Annotated in this window: 14 protein-coding genes and 3 tRNA genes; 10 read left to right on the top strand and 7 right to left on the bottom strand. The window is 46.3% G+C overall.

Features of this window, described 5'->3' with window-relative positions; all coding sequences use genetic code 11:
- Positions 1-468: 468 nt before the first annotated feature.
- Positions 469-1,320 carry a CDP-diacylglycerol--serine O-phosphatidyltransferase gene (pssA, locus tag MO387_RS13155; RefSeq protein ID WP_107946732.1) on the bottom strand — a complete coding sequence of 284 codons (852 nt, stop codon included), beginning with the start codon at positions 1,318-1,320 and terminating at the stop codon, positions 469-471.
- A gap of 94 nt (positions 1,321-1,414) precedes the next feature.
- Here pssA and MO387_RS13160 point away from each other — a divergent pair, with 94 nt between their 5' ends.
- Positions 1,415-1,882 carry a DUF4124 domain-containing protein gene (locus tag MO387_RS13160; protein ID WP_107946731.1) on the top strand — a complete coding sequence of 156 codons (468 nt, stop codon included), beginning with the start codon at positions 1,415-1,417 and terminating at the stop codon, positions 1,880-1,882.
- A gap of 252 nt (positions 1,883-2,134) precedes the next feature.
- Here the strand turns inward: MO387_RS13160 and clpB are convergent, their stop codons facing one another.
- The 3 genes from clpB to rluD all read right to left on the bottom strand — a co-directional run bounded on the left by clpB (position 2,135) and on the right by rluD (position 6,616).
- A complete protein-coding gene (gene clpB / locus MO387_RS13165; protein ID WP_006080593.1) occupies positions 2,135-4,708 on the bottom strand; it encodes an ATP-dependent chaperone ClpB in 2,574 nt (857 codons plus the stop codon).
- 198 nt (positions 4,709-4,906) lie between these two features.
- The gene (gene pgeF, locus MO387_RS13170) at positions 4,907-5,641 is read right to left on the bottom strand and encodes a peptidoglycan editing factor PgeF (protein ID WP_107402441.1); all 735 of its coding nucleotides are present in this window, start codon (positions 5,639-5,641) and stop codon (positions 4,907-4,909) included.
- The gene (rluD, locus tag MO387_RS13175; protein WP_006080591.1) at positions 5,642-6,616 is read right to left on the bottom strand and encodes a 23S rRNA pseudouridine(1911/1915/1917) synthase RluD; all 975 of its coding nucleotides are present in this window, start codon (positions 6,614-6,616) and stop codon (positions 5,642-5,644) included. It lies immediately after the preceding gene.
- Between the two features lie 122 nt (positions 6,617-6,738).
- Between rluD and MO387_RS13180 the strand changes: the two genes are divergently transcribed.
- From MO387_RS13180 to hmpA, 6 genes are all read left to right on the top strand, one after another.
- Positions 6,739-7,500 (top strand): outer membrane protein assembly factor BamD, encoded by a 762-nt coding sequence (locus tag MO387_RS13180; protein ID WP_006085778.1) that lies wholly within the window; start codon positions 6,739-6,741, stop codon positions 7,498-7,500.
- A 229-nt stretch (positions 7,501-7,729) separates the two neighbouring features.
- A tRNA-Phe gene (locus MO387_RS13185) sits at positions 7,730-7,805 on the top strand.
- Positions 7,806-7,859: 54 nt separating this feature from the next.
- A tRNA-Leu gene (locus tag MO387_RS13190) sits at positions 7,860-7,946 on the top strand.
- 86 nt (positions 7,947-8,032) lie between these two features.
- A tRNA-Leu gene (locus tag MO387_RS13195) sits at positions 8,033-8,119 on the top strand.
- Positions 8,120-8,285: 166 nt separating this feature from the next.
- Complete coding sequence (locus MO387_RS13200; RefSeq protein WP_107946730.1) at positions 8,286-9,911, top strand: methyl-accepting chemotaxis protein; 1,626 nt, start codon at positions 8,286-8,288, stop codon at positions 9,909-9,911.
- A gap of 261 nt (positions 9,912-10,172) precedes the next feature.
- Positions 10,173-11,366 (top strand): NO-inducible flavohemoprotein, encoded by a 1,194-nt coding sequence (gene hmpA, locus MO387_RS13205; RefSeq protein ID WP_107946729.1) that lies wholly within the window; start codon positions 10,173-10,175, stop codon positions 11,364-11,366.
- Between the two features lie 152 nt (positions 11,367-11,518).
- Here hmpA and MO387_RS13210 read toward each other — a convergent pair whose 3' ends face one another.
- Complete coding sequence (locus MO387_RS13210; RefSeq protein WP_107946728.1) at positions 11,519-12,226, bottom strand: 16S rRNA pseudouridine(516) synthase; 708 nt, start codon at positions 12,224-12,226, stop codon at positions 11,519-11,521.
- Positions 12,227-12,387: 161 nt separating this feature from the next.
- On the opposite strand from MO387_RS13210, the gene MO387_RS13215 reads away from it, so the two are divergent.
- Positions 12,388-13,314 carry a hypothetical protein gene (locus MO387_RS13215; protein ID WP_107946727.1) on the top strand — a complete coding sequence of 309 codons (927 nt, stop codon included), beginning with the start codon at positions 12,388-12,390 and terminating at the stop codon, positions 13,312-13,314.
- 119 nt (positions 13,315-13,433) lie between these two features.
- Here the strand turns inward: MO387_RS13215 and MO387_RS13220 are convergent, their stop codons facing one another.
- Positions 13,434-14,057, bottom strand: a complete 624-nt coding sequence (locus tag MO387_RS13220; RefSeq protein WP_006080584.1) for a metalloregulator ArsR/SmtB family transcription factor — start codon at positions 14,055-14,057, stop codon at positions 13,434-13,436.
- 147 nt (positions 14,058-14,204) lie between these two features.
- Here MO387_RS13220 and MO387_RS13225 point away from each other — a divergent pair, with 147 nt between their 5' ends.
- Complete coding sequence (locus MO387_RS13225; RefSeq protein ID WP_011846050.1) at positions 14,205-14,819, top strand: NAD(P)H-dependent oxidoreductase; 615 nt, start codon at positions 14,205-14,207, stop codon at positions 14,817-14,819.
- A 56-nt stretch (positions 14,820-14,875) separates the two neighbouring features.
- Positions 14,876-15,292 (top strand): VOC family protein, encoded by a 417-nt coding sequence (locus tag MO387_RS13230; protein ID WP_006080581.1) that lies wholly within the window; start codon positions 14,876-14,878, stop codon positions 15,290-15,292.
- 106 nt (positions 15,293-15,398) lie between these two features.
- Here MO387_RS13230 and MO387_RS13235 read toward each other — a convergent pair whose 3' ends face one another.
- Entirely contained in the window at positions 15,399-15,737 is a 339-nt protein-coding gene (locus tag MO387_RS13235; RefSeq protein ID WP_006085785.1) for a DUF1971 domain-containing protein, read from the bottom strand.
- Between the last annotated feature and the right edge of the window lie 260 nt (positions 15,738-15,997).

Consider the following 15,997-nt stretch of genomic DNA (forward strand, 5'->3'; position numbering starts at 1 on the left):
AGTTGGCTAGGGCTGCGTATTCTACGCATTTCCCGTTTCGCGTCAAGGAGTATTTTCAACTTCTTGCTGCGATTGAATTAAGTGCCATTCTCAACAGAGAGTAAGCCATTCAATTCAACCTAACTCGCCAGCTTGCTTTCGCTGTCTGCCGTGTCAGTGGATGCGCATTATAGGGAGCAGGAGATTTTGTGCAAGGGCTTTTTTAACAATCTGCGCCAAGCGAATGAATAACCACCAAACTGCAGAAATATACTGCAATCTTGAGCAATATCGCTGTTTGGGTTGATAAGTCTGGCAGAAGAAATCACCTATTGCAGAGGTTTTAATAGATTGAATGGGCATAAACAGAAGTTGATAGCTATTTTTCGCTATATCTATCAGCAAACCTCTAAAAACGTTATGCCTAGTGTGATGCCTTACTCTTGTTTGCACCTAGCTAATGATAAGCAATGATCAAATGCACGAGCCCTAAGGTTTATGCTCTTCTTGTTTCTCTTTCTCGAGATCTGTAACGACTTGAGTTTGTGCAGCGGCTTGGACTGAGGAGTTCGTTTCGACACTCGCCGCGACATCATCTCCTACAACGTGAGCGACTTTGAGCTTTCTCACGGTTCGAATCGTAATGATCGGGCCTGAAATCGCATATAAGTAGAAGCCGACACATAAAATCAATGCAGGTTGCACCGACACCACCACAAAAACACCGACGACCAGTAAGATCACGATAAAGTTAACCTTGCCGCGCCAATCAATTTCTTTGAAGGAGTGATAGCGGAAATTGCTGACCATCAGTAAACCGGTTGCTGCAGTAACAAGGGCCGCAATCCAACTGATGTTTCTTCCATCGAGACTATATTGATTACCAAGCCAAATACTGCCAGCAATAACAGCGGCGGCTGCCGGGCTGGCGAGACCTTGAAAATAACGCTTATCGGCAACGCCAACTTGCGTATTAAATCGAGCAAGCCTGAGTGCTGCACCTGCGCAATAGATAAATGCGGCCAGCCAACCAATTTTACCTAAGTCCGCTAATGCCCAATTGTAGGCGAGTAGTGCTGGCGCCATTCCGAAGGACACCATATCGGCCATACTGTCGTACTCAGCACCAAAATCACTCTGGGTATTAGTCAGTCTTGCCACTCGTCCATCGAGCCCATCACAAATTATGGCAATAAAAATGGCTATCGCTGCGGCTTCAAAGTTAGCATTCATGGAAGCAATTACGGCATAAAAACCAGAAAACAAACCCGCTGTGGTAAAAAGGTTCGGTAATAAATAGATACCTTTATTCTTTACTGTTTGATTTGAAGAATTTTGCATACACTTATTACGCTAGTTCGGTGAAAAGAAGTTAGCTTTCAAGATAACATATTTTATTATCATGTCGATGAGAGACCAGTTAGGGATGATTTCGATGTTAAAAGTGAACACGTTCAGCACTATGCTATGCCGATGGTTTTGGCTCGCCCTTTTCATTGGCCCCGTTTCTGCGGGCGTTATCTATACTTGGGTCGACGAAAATGGGGTGACGCATTACAGCCAACAAGCCCCGCAACAAGAAAACATCAAAGCAGAAAAGCTCTACAGTGAAGATTTAGAGCAGGCGAAAGTGGGTTTTATCGCACCGGTAAAGAAAGCGGAAGCGACTTCTGAAGTCAATGAATTAGAAAAGTCAGCGGCGCTGATCAAAGAGAAAGATGCTAAACAGGCTCAATCCATTTGTAAGAGTGCAAAACACAATTTAGATATTCTCACGACGCACACTAAGCTTATCCGCCAAACTTCCGATTCGGGTGAATCTGTCGCTATGACAGAGGAAGACCGCCAAGCCTCGATTGCTCAGCAACAGGAAAGAATCAAACTCTTCTGTGATAAGAAGTAGCCATTAACGAACAATGATTAACGCTGATGCAATAGAAAAGGAGCCGAGTTAAAAACTCGGCTCCTTTCGTTTTAGTGCTTGAAGCGGGAGCGATACTGACTAAGAAAGCGCTATCTCTTATTGCAAGATAGTTTATTTCAAGCTCGTTCATTCAAGAACACTTATTTCAGTTCGCCTATTTCAACCAATCCAACTTCAAGCTTGCGATTAACGTATAGCATTCAAACAAAAAACTAAGTGACTAGCTACTGGTTATTGCTCGAACACTAACTCGCCACCCGCACAGCTAACTTTGATCGGTTTACCCGGTAACAAGTCGCCACGCAGTAATTTCTGCGCCAGCGGGTTTTCGACTTCTTGCTGCAATGCCCGTTTCAACGGTCTTGCGCCATACACAGGATCGAAACCAATTTCCGCAATCAATGATAATGCGTCGTCGGTGATCTCCAATGTATAGTCCTTTTCCGCCAAACGTTGGCGTAAGGAAGCAATCTGTATCGAAGCAATACGCTTGATATTGGCAGCATCCAATGGATGGAACACCACAGATTCATCGATACGGTTTAAAAACTCGGGTCTGAAACTGTGAGTAACCACATTCATTACCGCCGCTTTCATCTCTGCATAGGTCACTTGACCAAATCCTTCTTGGATAATGTCGGAGCCTAAGTTCGAGGTCATGATGATCACTGTATTTCTAAAATCTACAGTACGACCTTGACCATCGGTTAAGCGTCCATCATCAAGCACTTGCAGTAAGATGTTAAACACATCGGGATGCGCTTTCTCGACTTCGTCGAGCAATATCACTGAATACGGTTTACGACGAACGGCTTCCGTTAAGTAACCGCCCTCTTCATAACCTACGTATCCAGGAGGCGCACCCACTAAACGCGATACTGAGTGTTTCTCCATAAACTCAGACATATCAATGCGCACTAAGGCCGATTCGGTATCGAATAAAAACCTCGCCAGTGATTTACACAGCTCAGTTTTACCCACACCCGTTGGGCCTAAGAACAGGAACGAGCCTATCGGGCGATTTGGATCCGCCAGACCAGCGCGGCTACGACGAATCGCATTCGCGACCGCATCGACGGCTTCGTTTTGGCCAATCACCCGCTCGTGCAGCGCCACTTCCATTTGCAGTAATTTTTCGCGCTCGCCTTCAAGCATTTTCGATACGGGAATTCCCGTCGCTTTCGACAAGACTTCGGCGATTTCGAACTCAGTGACCTTGTTACGCAATAACGTCATGTCCTGCATTTCGGCTTGCGATGCCAAATCGAGCTGTTTTTCAAGCTCAGGAATACGACCGTATTGCAGCTCAGACATCCGAGTTAAATCACCCGCACGACGCGCCACCTCTAAATCCATTCGAGCCTGTTCGAGATCGGCTTTAATGTGCTGAGTTCCCGCTAGTGCGGCTTTTTCAGTACGCCAGATTTCGTTCAACTCTGAAGCTTTAGCTTCAACGTCACGTAATTCCTCTTGCAGATGGTCCAGCCTGCGACGGCTCGCCTCATCATTTTCTTTGGCTAAGGCTTGCTCCTCCAGTTTGAGCTGGATAGCACGACGTTCGAGCCGGTCGAGTGACTCAGGTTTTGAGTCCATCTGCATACGGATGCTAGATGCCGCTTCGTCAATCAAATCGATCGCTTTATCGGGCAACTTACGGTCCGACACATAACGGTGCGACATGGTCGCCGCCGCCACAATCGCCGGATCGGTAATTTCCACATGGTGATGCAGCTCGTAACGTTCTTTCAGGCCACGCAAAATGGCGATGGTGTCTTCAACGCTTGGCTCATCCACCAGCACTTTTTGGAAACGACGTTCAAGCGCCGCATCTTTTTCAATGTACTGACGATACTCATCAAGTGTGGTCGCACCCACGCAGTGTAAGTCACCACGCGCTAACGCAGGTTTGAGCATGTTACCTGCATCCATTGCGCCTTCACCTTTACCGGCGCCGACCATAGTATGCAGCTCGTCGATGAAGAGGATCACTTGACCTTCTTCCTGCGCCAACTCATTCAATACCGCTTTTAAACGTTCTTCGAACTCACCGCGATATTTAGCGCCCGCAATCAATGAGCCCATATCGAGGGATAAGACGCGCTTATTTTTAATGCCCTCGGGGACTTCACCATTAACGATGCGCTGGGCAAGTCCTTCAACAATCGCCGTTTTACCCACACCCGGTTCACCGATAAGGACGGGGTTGTTTTTACTGCGACGTTGTAATACTTGGATCGTGCGGCGAATTTCATCGTCACGGCCGATCACAGGATCTAACTTGCCTTGTTCGGCTCGCTCGGTCAGATCGATAGTAAACTTCTTCAACGCTTGACGTTGATCTTCAGCGTTCGGATCATCCACTTTTTGGCCGCCGCGCATTTGTTCAATGGTTTGCTCCATCAACTCTTTGGTCGCGCCGGCTTTTTTCAACGCTTGCGCGAGGGCATCGCCTCCTTCTAACGCGGCTAATACAAATAACTCGCTAGAGATATATTTGTCTTTACGCTTTTGCGCCAATTTATCGCACAGGTTTAATAAACGTATTAAACCTTGGGATAATTGCACATCGCCGCCCGTACCTTCGACTTGAGGTAAGCGTTCCAGCTCTTGACTCAAAAGCGAGCGCAGCGCACTCACGCGAATGCCAGCTTGGGTCAATAATGGATGGATTGAACCTGAATCTTGGTTCAACAATGCCATCATCAAATGCAGCGGTTCAATAAACTGATGATCACGCCCGAGTGCGAGAGACTGGGCATCTGAGATGGCAAGCTGAAATTTATTGGTCATACGATCGAGTCGCATACAGCCTCCTAAAACTCACAAAGTAGAGATATGCCAATCCACAAGATATCTTGCCAATTTAGTGGCGTTAAATCAGTACCGCTAATGGAGAGATCTAAATAGGATTGGTATTACATTTCGTTAGTTAAAAGATGGGGGCTATTTAGCCAAATTCAAGCGGATAACGCGGAAATAAATATAAATTGTAGGGGAATTTACTTAAGACTTAAGCCAGATCAACGATGCCATGCGCCCCGTCATCTTATCGCGACGATAAGAGAAGTAATCGGTGTCACTGACAGTGCAGATATCGGCGCTATAAATATGCTTGATGCCGAGTAAACTCAAGCGTAATTTAGCCAAGCCAATAATATCGGCCAGATACTTGTCACCACTGGGAATAAAACACGCAGCCGCCTGTGGATGTAACCCACAGAATGCGTGCTTCACTTCGACGCCCACTTCAAATTTTTGCGGACCAATGGCCGGGCCTAGGTAAGCAATCAACTCATCCATAGGAGAACTAAACTGCGCCGCGGTGGCCTCAATCACGCCATCACATAAACCGCGCCAACCGGCATGGGCTGCAGCCACTTCGGTTCCCGCTTGATTACACAGCAATACAGGTAAACAATCGGCGGTCATTACAGCGCAAACTTGGCTCGCAGTTCGGCTATAACTGGCATCGGCAATCGGCGTATCCGCAGCGTGAGCTAAGCTCAGCGTGTCTAAATTAAGCACATGGGTACCATGGATTTGCTCAAGCCAGACAGGAGCGGCAGTTAACGCTAATTGTTTGCAGAGTAATTCACGATTAGCCATCACCTGCTGTTCAGCATCACCGACATGCAGTCCAAGATTCAAACTGTCATAGGGATGCACGCTCACACCGCCATGACGATTTGTCATAGCGATGCCAACATTAGCAGGAACAGGCCAATCGTGATCAAACACTTAGAGATACTCGATCGGATGCTCTACCGTGTCTTGACGCAGTGCTTTAGTCAAAATCACCATGTCTTCAGGAATTGGCGCTTGCCAGCTCATGATTTCACAACTCACTGGGTGAGCTAATTCTAGACGAACTGCGTGCAGCGCTTGGCGCTTGAAGTTTTTCAGGATATCGAAAAACTCTGGGCTCGCGGCTTTAGGCGGTTTTGGACGACCACCATACACAGGATCGCCCACTAACACGTGGCCTATGTATTCCATGTGCACACGGATCTGGTGAGTACGGCCAGATTCTAGACGTAATCTCAAACGTGTGTGGTTACGGAATTTTTCCGCGACACGGTAATGCGTCACCGCAGGTTTACCTGAGTGCAGCACGGCCATGTGAGTACGTTTGGTAAGATGGCGACCAATCGGCTCATCCACTGTACCGCCACCTGTCATAGTCCCCATAACAATCGCTTCGTATTCACGAGTGATTTCACGGGCCTGCAAAGCGGCAACTAAATGCGTTTGCGCTTCAACGGTTTTGGCAACGACCATCAAACCTGTTGTATCTTTGTCCAGACGATGCACAATACCCGCACGTGGCACATGCTCAATATCAGGACAATGGTGCAATAGTGCATTCATCAAAGTGCCATCGGCATTGCCAGCACCTGGGTGAACCACGAGTCCTGCTTGCTTGTTGATCACAATAATGTCGTCATCTTCATAGACGATATCCAGATCAATGGCCTGCGCCGCGGCATGGACTTCTTCTTCTAGAGTGGCGTCTATGAGTATCTGTTGCAGCTCATAAACTTTCTCGCGGGGCTTGTTAACGACAACGCCGTCAACATGAACTGCATCAGATAGGATCCATTCCTTGATGCGCGTGCGCGAGTAATCTGGGAACAACTCTGCTAGGGCCTGATCTAATCTCAGTCCAGTTTGTGTTGCCGAAATCTCGCTTTTTAGATTAATCTCTTGTGTCATAGGAACCGTATCCCCATTTAGGGGTCAAAAAATGTGTGCTATCTGTTACAATCGGATGTTTTCTATTTTATAGTGAAATGGAAAAATTCTTAACTACAACTTAAAAAGAATTGAATTCAAGTATGTATAAATTTTCCAAAGGCGTTACCTTAGTCCTATTTTCACTAGCGTTATCAGCCTGTAGCAGCAGCCCTGATGATAACGATATTGCCGCCAAAACGTCACCTGATGTGCTTTACACTCAGGCAAGAACCTCTATGGAACTTGGCAATTACTCTAAAGCTGTCCGTTCTTTGGAGGCGTTAGACTCACGCTTCCCCTTCGGACCTCACAAAACTCAAGTCCAGTTAGACCTGATTTATGCTTACTACAAAATGGACGATGTCGCTTCGGGGATTGCGAACATAGACAGATTTATCCGTCTTAATCCTACACACCCTGATATTGACTATGTGTTCTATATGCGCGGTTTAGTGAACATGCAAGCCGACAACTACTTGTTCCACGATATGCTTAATATCGACCGAACCGATCGTGACCCTAAAAATGCTCAAGATGCTTTCAAAGATTTTGATCGTCTTATCAAAACTTACCCTAACAGCAAATATGCCGCCGATGCGCAAAAACGCATGTTAGCGTTGAAGAATCGCTTAGCAAGATATTCAATCCAAGTTGCCGAATATTATCTCAAGATGAATGCATGGAGCGCCGCAGCAATCCGAGCACAATCTGTAATGGAAACATATCCTGGCACCCCTTCAAATGAACGGGCATTAGAGATAATGATAGAAGCTTATGGCGAATTAGGTCAGAGCAAGCTGAAGCAAAACGTGCTCATGGTAATGCAAGCTAACTATCCAAACAATGAAATCTTATCAAACTAGCCGAGAATGCCCCTTTAATAGGGGCATTTTTTTGCTTTGTTACCCAAGTTAACCCATCACTGAATATTGCTAAGTCCCCAGCGTGGATAGTGGTTTGACTATTTTTAGCTCGCCACTTGCAGCGTAAATGACACTTTCGTGTAAATCTTATCCAACCGAGTCACTTTTTACGTTATTTAGTAAAAATCTATTGACTCAAAACCCGAAAAGCCTTTAAATTGCGCCCGTCGCCCGAATAGCTCAGTCGGTAGAGCAGAGGATTGAAAATCCTCGTGTCCCTGGTTCGATTCCGGGTTCGGGCACCATCTTTAAATTGGTTGCTTCAGTGACTAATGTTAGAGAACTGCAATAGGTACAGTGCAGGTGTGGTGGAATTGGTAGACACGCCAGCTTCAGGTGCTGGTGCTCGCAAGGGCGTGGAGGTTCAAGTCCTCTCACCTGTACCAAATTGCAGTTCAACGAATGAAACAAAGCATTAAGATTGTTTCTTCGGTTTTAAGATTACTCATTCGATGAAATTTCGGATAGCCATGCAGATGTGGTGGAATTGGTAGACACGCCAGCTTCAGGTGCTGGTGCTCGCAAGGGCGTGGAGGTTCAAGTCCTCTCATCTGTACCAACATTTAAACCTCGCTTAGCGAGGTTTTTTTGTATCTGAAACAAAATAAATCCTCTGTTACTCTCCCTTCTTTCCGCTGATTTGCTATACCTAATGTTACAGACTCATCGTAGGGATAGCTCGAGCTCTGCCTAAAGGACTCTTTAGTTCACTGAGGCTATCCCATATGAACGGTCTACAAATAAAACAAAAAATGTTTATCGGCATTTTGGTCCCCCTTGCAATGTTACTGACGATTGGTTTTCTCGCCATTAATATGATGGGCAATATTGAGTCGGGTGTTGAACGCATCTATAACGACAGAGTGGTGCCGCTGGATGATTTAAAAGTGATTGCCGATAAGTATGCGGTCGATGTTATCGATGCGGTCAATAAGGCGAACGCGGGTGGTTTCACCGCCTCGCAAGCGGCTGAAGCGCTAGACAGTGCCAAATCGACTATTACTCAACATTGGCAAAAATACCTATCTACCGAGCTTACCTCAGAAGAATCCCGACTCGTAAAACAAGCCGAAGTGCTGTTCTCCCCCGCGAATCAACAGATTGATACCCTGATTTCGCGCTTAAGAGGATTAAACGGTGATGTTTCAAGCCAACTCTCAGCCAATATCCTGCCGCTGTACCAAGCAATTGATCCTATCAGTAACCAAATATCTGAACTGATTGCACTGCAAATCCGCGTGGCGGGCGAAGAAAAAGATCGTGTAAATGCCATTTATCAATCTTCAATCACTATTTTTGCGGCATTAGCCTGTGCCGCCATGATCATCAGTATTGTGATTGGACTCTGGGTCAATCAAAGCGTGATGAATCCCATTAATGACATCCTTGGTAAACTGAAAAGGATCCATCAAGACTCTGATCTCACCGTCAGATTCACCACTTTTAATCACGATGAGCTAGGGCAAATATCCACTAGCCTCACCCAAGTGATTGAACACTTACGGGGCATTCTTCATTCCATTGCCGAGGCGGCAACTACGGTCAACAGTTCGGCAAATGAGTTAAGTAGCTTCACCCAAGCCACCAATAAACGAATGCAACAGCAACAAGCCGAAACGGAGCAGACTGCAACGGCCATGAATGAGATGACGGCCACCGTTGCCGAAGTCGCCCAAAGCGCATCTGCCGCAGCGGATTCAGCCAAAGATGCCGATACCTATGCCGCTAACGGCAATAATATTGTGATGCAATCGATTAGCAGTATGTCGCAGCTTTCTGATCAAATTCAAAAAACGGCGCAGGTCATTGGATTTTTATCTAATGAAAGCCAAAATATCGGCCGCGTACTCGATGTGATTAAGAGCATTGCCGAACAAACCAATCTACTGGCACTCAATGCCGCCATTGAAGCCGCACGGGCGGGAGAGCAAGGTCGCGGCTTTGCAGTCGTTGCCGATGAAGTGCGAACCTTAGCGCAACGCACCCAAAAATCGACTCAAGAAATTGAGGCCATGATTGCCACCCTACAACAAGGGGTTAAAGAAGCCGTCAGCGCCATGGAAATAGGTATCAATCAAGTAGATGATGCCAATGATAAAGCCAATCAGGCGGGTCAAGCGCTGAAAGAAATTGTCACCTCAGTAGACAGCATCACCGAGCTAAATACCCACATTGCGACCGCCGCTGAAGAGCAAAGTAGCGTTGCCGAGAGTATTAATCGCAGCATTATTGCCATCAGCGATATCGCCGAGCATTCCACAGCTTCGGCGGCGGAATTAAGTGAATCTGTGATTAATTTGACTAAGCTCGCCAGCAGCATGCGCAATCAAGTGAGCGCATTTAAGCTCTAATTTAACTCAATCAACCACCAAACGACTGCAACCATTTTTGCTGTTGCAGTCAAATTCCCCTCTATTTACATCATCTGTAACCCATTGAAATAGAATATCCGTTTCATCATTTCTCGATTTAATTTCTCCTTCTGTTGAACACTTCAAATGATCTCAGCCTCGTTATCGATAGCACAGATAGCGATAATCTCTATTGATCCAAATCAAATAGATCTTTAAACTTATTAAACATTCACTATATTTACATGTTAAGGATTTTCTATGTTGGACAGCCGTACTATCCAAGTTATCAAGAGCACTATTCCCTTACTCGAATCTGCAGGCCCTGCGCTGACGACCCATTTTTATCAACGCATGTTCAAACATAATCCTGAACTAAAAGATGTGTTCAATTTGGCGCACCAACATTCTGGTGGTCAGCCTGTAGCCCTGTTCAATGCCGTCGCAGCCTATGCAAAAAATATCGAAAACTTAGCGGTACTGAGTTCAACGGTTGAGCGCATTGCCCAAAAACATACGGGATTTCTGATCAAACCTGAGCAGTATGCGATCGTCGGCAGCCATTTATTGGCAACGCTTAAAGAATTAGGGGGCGATGCGGTAACAGAAGAAGTGTTAGAAGCTTGGGCACAGGCTTATGGATTTTTAGCCAACATCTTTATTCAACGAGAAGCAAAGATTTATCAAGCGCATGCAGAGCAAGATGGTGGCTGGTTGGGTGAGCGTCAGTTTGTCATTAGCGCGAAAAATACCGAGTCAGCAGTCATCACCTCCTTCATATTGACGCCTGAAGATGGCAAGCCAGTTAAAGATTTTATCCCCGGTCAGTACTTAAGTTTGAAGCTAACACACCCGAATTTGGCATATGAAGAAATCCGCCAATATTCCTTATCCGATGCACCCAATGGCACCAGCTACCGCATCAGTGTAAAACGCGAACTCGGCGGCCAAGTGTCGAACCTGCTGCATGATGCGATACAAGTCGGCGACAAAATCGCAGTGATGCCACCCGCCGGGGACTTTACCCTAGAAGTCACGGCGGACACCCCCGTAGTGCTAATTTCGGCTGGTGTAGGCCAAACACCGATGAAAAGTATGCTCAATCAATTACTCAAGCTGCAGCATCCCAGCACTATCACTTGGCTGCATGCCTGTGAGCAAGGCGCCGTACACGGTTTCAAACAGGCTATCCACGCCAAGCGGCAGCAACATCATAATCTGATGAGCCATGTTTGGTATCGTGAGCCAGCCCCAACCGATATGTTAGGTGAAGATTATGATTTCGAAGGGCAAATGGAGTTAAGTAAAGTCGCCGAACAGCTGCTTCCCCACGCACGTTATTATTTCTGCGGTCCCATTGGATTCATGTCAGCCATCAAGCAACAACTTCTCGCTCTGGGTGTCGCGGCTGAAAACATGCACTATGAAGTGTTCGGCCCTCACGCAGATCTTTAATGGCATGACACGGGCTTGAGGGAATTCACGCTCAAGTCCGTTTGAATGCTTAGCTTTTGTGTTTAGCTTTTATGCTTAGCTTTCATTGTTAGCATGGCAAACAATAACGACATGAACGATGAATGCTTGATGTACTTTTCTGTTCATCATTTTTAACGGATAGAAGCAACTTCAGCGACAGTGAGCGCGCGACTTTCACCCTGTGCCAGCTTTTCATCGAGCACAATATCGCCTATCGATAATCGATGCAGGCCAACAACCGGATTGCGGAACCGACCAAACATCCGCTTGATTTGATGATACTTACCTTCATGTAAAGTCACTTCAGCCACGTTATCAGCGAGGATAACCAGTTTAGCGGGTTGGGTTGTAATATCTTCAAAGCCAAAATACATCCCTTCGGCAAATGCAGCGATGTATTCTTCGGTTATAGGATTAGCTAAGGTAACCCGATACACTTTGTCGACCTTGTGTGTGGGTGACATCAACGCATCAGACCAGCGGCTGTCATTGGTCAATAACAACAAACCCGAAGAGTTTAAATCTAGTCTGCCGGCGATATGCAACTCATCACGGGCTTCGCAATCAAGCAAATCAATCACTGTTTTATGCTGAGTATCTTTGGTAGCACTCACCACTCCAATCGGTTTGTGAAGCATCACATAGACGGGCGCATTGGCCTGCAGTATTTGCTCATCGAGTTGGATGCGGGAAAACTCATCCACTTGCCTATCCATATCTTTCACTATCAATCCATCGACGCACACACGGCCCGATAATAGCAGTTCACGCACCGCTTTACGGTGAGTGTGTAACTGGGTACAAAGATAACGATCGAGTCGGCCGCGCTTAGATTGCATAACACCACAAATGACGAAATATGAATGAGATAGCCATTCTAGCAGGATGCAAGTTCGGCTCATAGCAAGCCGAACTAGAGGGGCATCACAAAGGCTATTCTGGGCTAAATTGGATCGAACGAGGTAAAATTTGTTAAGCTAGGCGCTCAATTCATCTTACTGTGAGTGGTTACCGCATCAAAAACTTATCCGCAAGTCCCGTTTTAATACGTTCGAACCTGCTATTTTTAGCCTTATTTTTAGTGACGCTTGCGAGCTCTTTTTTCGCCCAAGCGAGCGATGCAGTCAATCCTCCTGAAGCGGCTCGCCCCTCCGCTATCCATGATAAACCGCTGGTCGAGCGTTACGTCCTCGATGAACTTAAATCCCTCAGACACGATCAACAGGATCTCGAGCGTCGTCTCACCATCGACATCACCGACCGCGAACTCGCCGTAGCTGACAAATCGATGAACTACGCCAATGTCACTGTAACTTACTTCTTCTACATCATTGCGGGTGTCGCCTCGTTAGTCGCCTTTATCGGTTGGCAATCCCTGCGAGAAATCAAAACGCATACCGCCAAACTGGCTGCTAACCAGCTGCAAAGTATTGCCGAGCAATACGAAGAAAAGTTCAAAGTGCTTGAGCAAGAACTCAAGCGTAAGAGCCGTACCATCACGGACAATAATCGCGAGATTGAGATTATCAATGAAATACATAACCTCTGGCTACGGGCGCAAAGTGCGCAAACGCCAGAGCAGAAGATTGAAGTCTATGATGAGATTCTCACGATTCGACCTGGGGACTTAGAAGCACTAACCTACAAGGCTGACGCCGCAATGGAGATGCGCGAATTTAACTGGGCACAAAGCCTATGTAATCGCGTTCTGGAAGTTGACCCGACTAACGCCCATGCTTTTTATCAAAGAGCCTGTGCCTTTGCTTGCTTAGGGGTTGAAGATAGAGCGATTTCTGATTTAGAGCGCGCCATTCATAACAGCGCATCCTTCAAGGAACTGGCCTTAGATGAGGCAGATTTCTCACAACTTAAAGGACATGCTCGTTTCGAAACCTTATTGGCCTATCACGAACCAGAAAAGCCCTAAGCGACTAAGCTCTAAGCTCTAAGCTCTAAGCTCCGCACTAACGCTTGATATATGGCGTTGGCGCTCAGTGGCGTTTTATCCTAAAGATAAAGCGCCATAATTGAGCGGTTTAAGTCCCACTAGTGAGGAATAGCCTCAATCTTATATGCACAGCGGCGTGCACCTTCGATGATATGTTCTTCGCGGCTCACCACGGCGATATCAGCGAATAACTGCTGGAAAAGTTGTAACTCTGAGCGGCAAAAGTTTAAACACTTAGTCGCTGCGGCGCAGATAGGACAATGATTTTCGAGTAAAAAATACACGCCATCTACCTGTTCCATCGTCGCCATATAACCTTCGTTCGAGCGTAACTTCGCGAGGATGGCCAAACGTGTCGGAATATCTGTCGCCCCTTCCATAGCGGCACGATATTGGACTAACGCACTTTGCTCCCTGTGGTCGATAAGCTTATCTAAGCCTTGGTCACCAAAGATCATTTTCACCGAATCAATTAGCTGTACCGTCAATTCCTCATGACGATCGGCAAAATGACTGCGGCTTTGTTCTGTTAATCTCCAGTAACGCGTTGGGCGACCACGACCTTCAACTCTATCTTCGATGTCCACATCGCCTGCGTCTTCCAATGCCTGAAGATGTTGACGCACACCCATCGTCGTTAACGCCAATTCCTCCGCTAAGGTTTTAGCGGTAAGTGGGCCATGTAACTTGAGCAATTGAATAATCTTATCAGTGGTTTTCATCTGAACTCTCCGATGGTAGCCAGCGCATTATCTCCGATCCAGTACCGCTTTAATAGATTAAATAAACTTTTTTATTTACTTTATCCTTTACAAGATTAAATAAAGTAATTACCTTATAAATAATTTATAAACAAATAGGTTTACTTAATGAAGTTACTCATCATCAGCACCAGCCAAAGACCCGACTCCCAAAGTGCTAAAGTCGGTCGCTACATTGCCGAAAGCAGTTTCTCATCTCCCCATGCTATGGGTTACGCCAGCATACATCACTTAGAGTTATGCCAATTTAACCTGCCGTTTTGGGATGGAGAGGAAGACAACAAGGGGGAACACTGGCCCGAAATAGAACAAAGCGTCGACGAAGCCGATGCGCTGGTACTTATCACCCCAGAATGGGGTGGCATGGCATCGCCACTACTGAAGAACTTTTTATTGATGTGTACTCGCGAAGAAACAGCCCATAAACCGGCACTATTAATCTCAGTATCGAACGGGATTGGCGGTACCTATCCCATCGTTGAAGTGAAGATGAATGCACTCAAAAACAATAAATTAGTGCCTATTCCCGATCACTTGATCATCCGTAATGTCAGCCATGTACTCAATGCCATTCCCGAGGGTGCCCGGGATATCGCACTCAGGGAAAGAGTGCAGTACAGCTTGTATATGCTGCATCAATACGCCCAAGCATTAGCGCCCATTCGTCAACAACATGCCGGACAAGCGTACCCAAAGCAGCAGGAATACTGTTACGGTATGTAAGCGGCTTGAGATTTTAACCACCAGCAACAGACTAAAATCATTACAAGGAACGCATTATGATTCATTTAGAGCATATCAACTTAGTCGTAGACGACATCCCCGCAGCACTGCGCTTTTATCAGGCGGCTTTTCCCCACTGGCGTGTACGCGGTGGCGATAAGGGCACTTGGTACGGCAAACCTCGTAATTGGATTCATTTTGGCGATGATTATCAATACATTGCTTTTAGTGATAATGGTGAGGGAGAAAACCGAGATTTAACTGGCCATCAAATTGGACTGGCGCATTTTGCCTTTGTCACCGACAACTTAGATGCTGTGATAGCAAGATTGACCCAAGCAGGCTTCCCGATTGCCAAAGATGGCATGGAAGATCCCTATCGACGCAATATTTACTTCTTTGACGCCCATGGTTTTGAAGTGGAATTTGTCGAGTATTTAACTGATATTCCAGCGGAGCGAAATCGCTATTAGCGGTATTAGCGTAAGTCGTTATTAAAAAAGTGGCCAACTGCAGCCGCGAACCGTGCGAATTGGACTGAGTGTTAGTTGCTAGATGTTAGGTGCTAGGAGCTAGAGACTATTCACTTCGCTCGGATTGCTGCTGTGCCACTATGACCGAATCCTTATGGGCATAAAAATGGAGTCTGAACTGGGTATCTTCAGTCAGTAGCTCCACTTTGTGCCAATACTCGGGATGAGAAATGGCCGTTTCACCGGCGCGAATGATGATCTCTTTATCTAACTCACCTCTGCTGCCCGTAAAGCCATAGAACTTTAAGCTACCCGTTAGCACTTGGATCTGCCCATACACGCCAGCCTTAGTATTGTGCATGTGCAGCAACATTTTAGGGACGTTGTCACGACTGAAAACCGGCGTTGATTTGTAATTAACAAAATCTTTAGGGACTAAGGCCATTATGCTTTCGCACTCCTTGAGGGACTAATGGGATCGAATAACGCTGACGACAAGACTAATATAGCCGTTGCAGCATTTCTGTCCAACTCCCAGTGTTAGCTTTATCGAAGAGATCATCCCAGCATTGGCATAGGACGCGACGTCGCACTTACCCATACTCACGCGAGCGACCTTAGCGCTTTATACGTTCGCTACTTTATACGCAGCGACTTAATACGCTAGCAACTTTATGCATTCGTTACTTTAGTTACTTTCATCAC

Source organism: Shewanella sp. N2AIL (genome assembly GCF_022690845.1).
Classification (GTDB): Bacteria; Pseudomonadota; Gammaproteobacteria; order Enterobacterales; family Shewanellaceae; genus Shewanella; species Shewanella baltica.

What these genes read in the sequence shown, in the direction of transcription:
- pssA (WP_107946732.1), bottom strand. Translation starts at nt 1,320, where the DNA reads ATGCAAAATTCTTCAAATCAAACAGTAAAGAATAAAGGTATCTATTTA.
- MO387_RS13220 (WP_006080584.1), bottom strand. Translation starts at nt 14,057, where the DNA reads ATGAAAACCACTGATAAGATTATTCAATTGCTCAAGTTACATGGCCCA.
- hmpA (WP_107946729.1), top strand. Translation starts at nt 10,173, where the DNA reads ATGTTGGACAGCCGTACTATCCAAGTTATCAAGAGCACTATTCCCTTA.
- MO387_RS13225 (WP_011846050.1), top strand. Translation starts at nt 14,205, where the DNA reads ATGAAGTTACTCATCATCAGCACCAGCCAAAGACCCGACTCCCAAAGT.
- rluD (WP_006080591.1), bottom strand. Translation starts at nt 6,616, where the DNA reads ATGACACAAGAGATTAATCTAAAAAGCGAGATTTCGGCAACACAAACT.
- MO387_RS13180 (WP_006085778.1), top strand. Translation starts at nt 6,739, where the DNA reads ATGTATAAATTTTCCAAAGGCGTTACCTTAGTCCTATTTTCACTAGCG.
- MO387_RS13210 (WP_107946728.1), bottom strand. Translation starts at nt 12,226, where the DNA reads ATGCAATCTAAGCGCGGCCGACTCGATCGTTATCTTTGTACCCAGTTA.
- clpB (WP_006080593.1), bottom strand. Translation starts at nt 4,708, where the DNA reads ATGCGACTCGATCGTATGACCAATAAATTTCAGCTTGCCATCTCAGAT.
- MO387_RS13200 (WP_107946730.1), top strand. Translation starts at nt 8,286, where the DNA reads ATGAACGGTCTACAAATAAAACAAAAAATGTTTATCGGCATTTTGGTC.
- MO387_RS13235 (WP_006085785.1), bottom strand. Translation starts at nt 15,737, where the DNA reads ATGGCCTTAGTCCCTAAAGATTTTGTTAATTACAAATCAACGCCGGTT.
- MO387_RS13160 (WP_107946731.1), top strand. Translation starts at nt 1,415, where the DNA reads ATGTTAAAAGTGAACACGTTCAGCACTATGCTATGCCGATGGTTTTGG.
- MO387_RS13230 (WP_006080581.1), top strand. Translation starts at nt 14,876, where the DNA reads ATGATTCATTTAGAGCATATCAACTTAGTCGTAGACGACATCCCCGCA.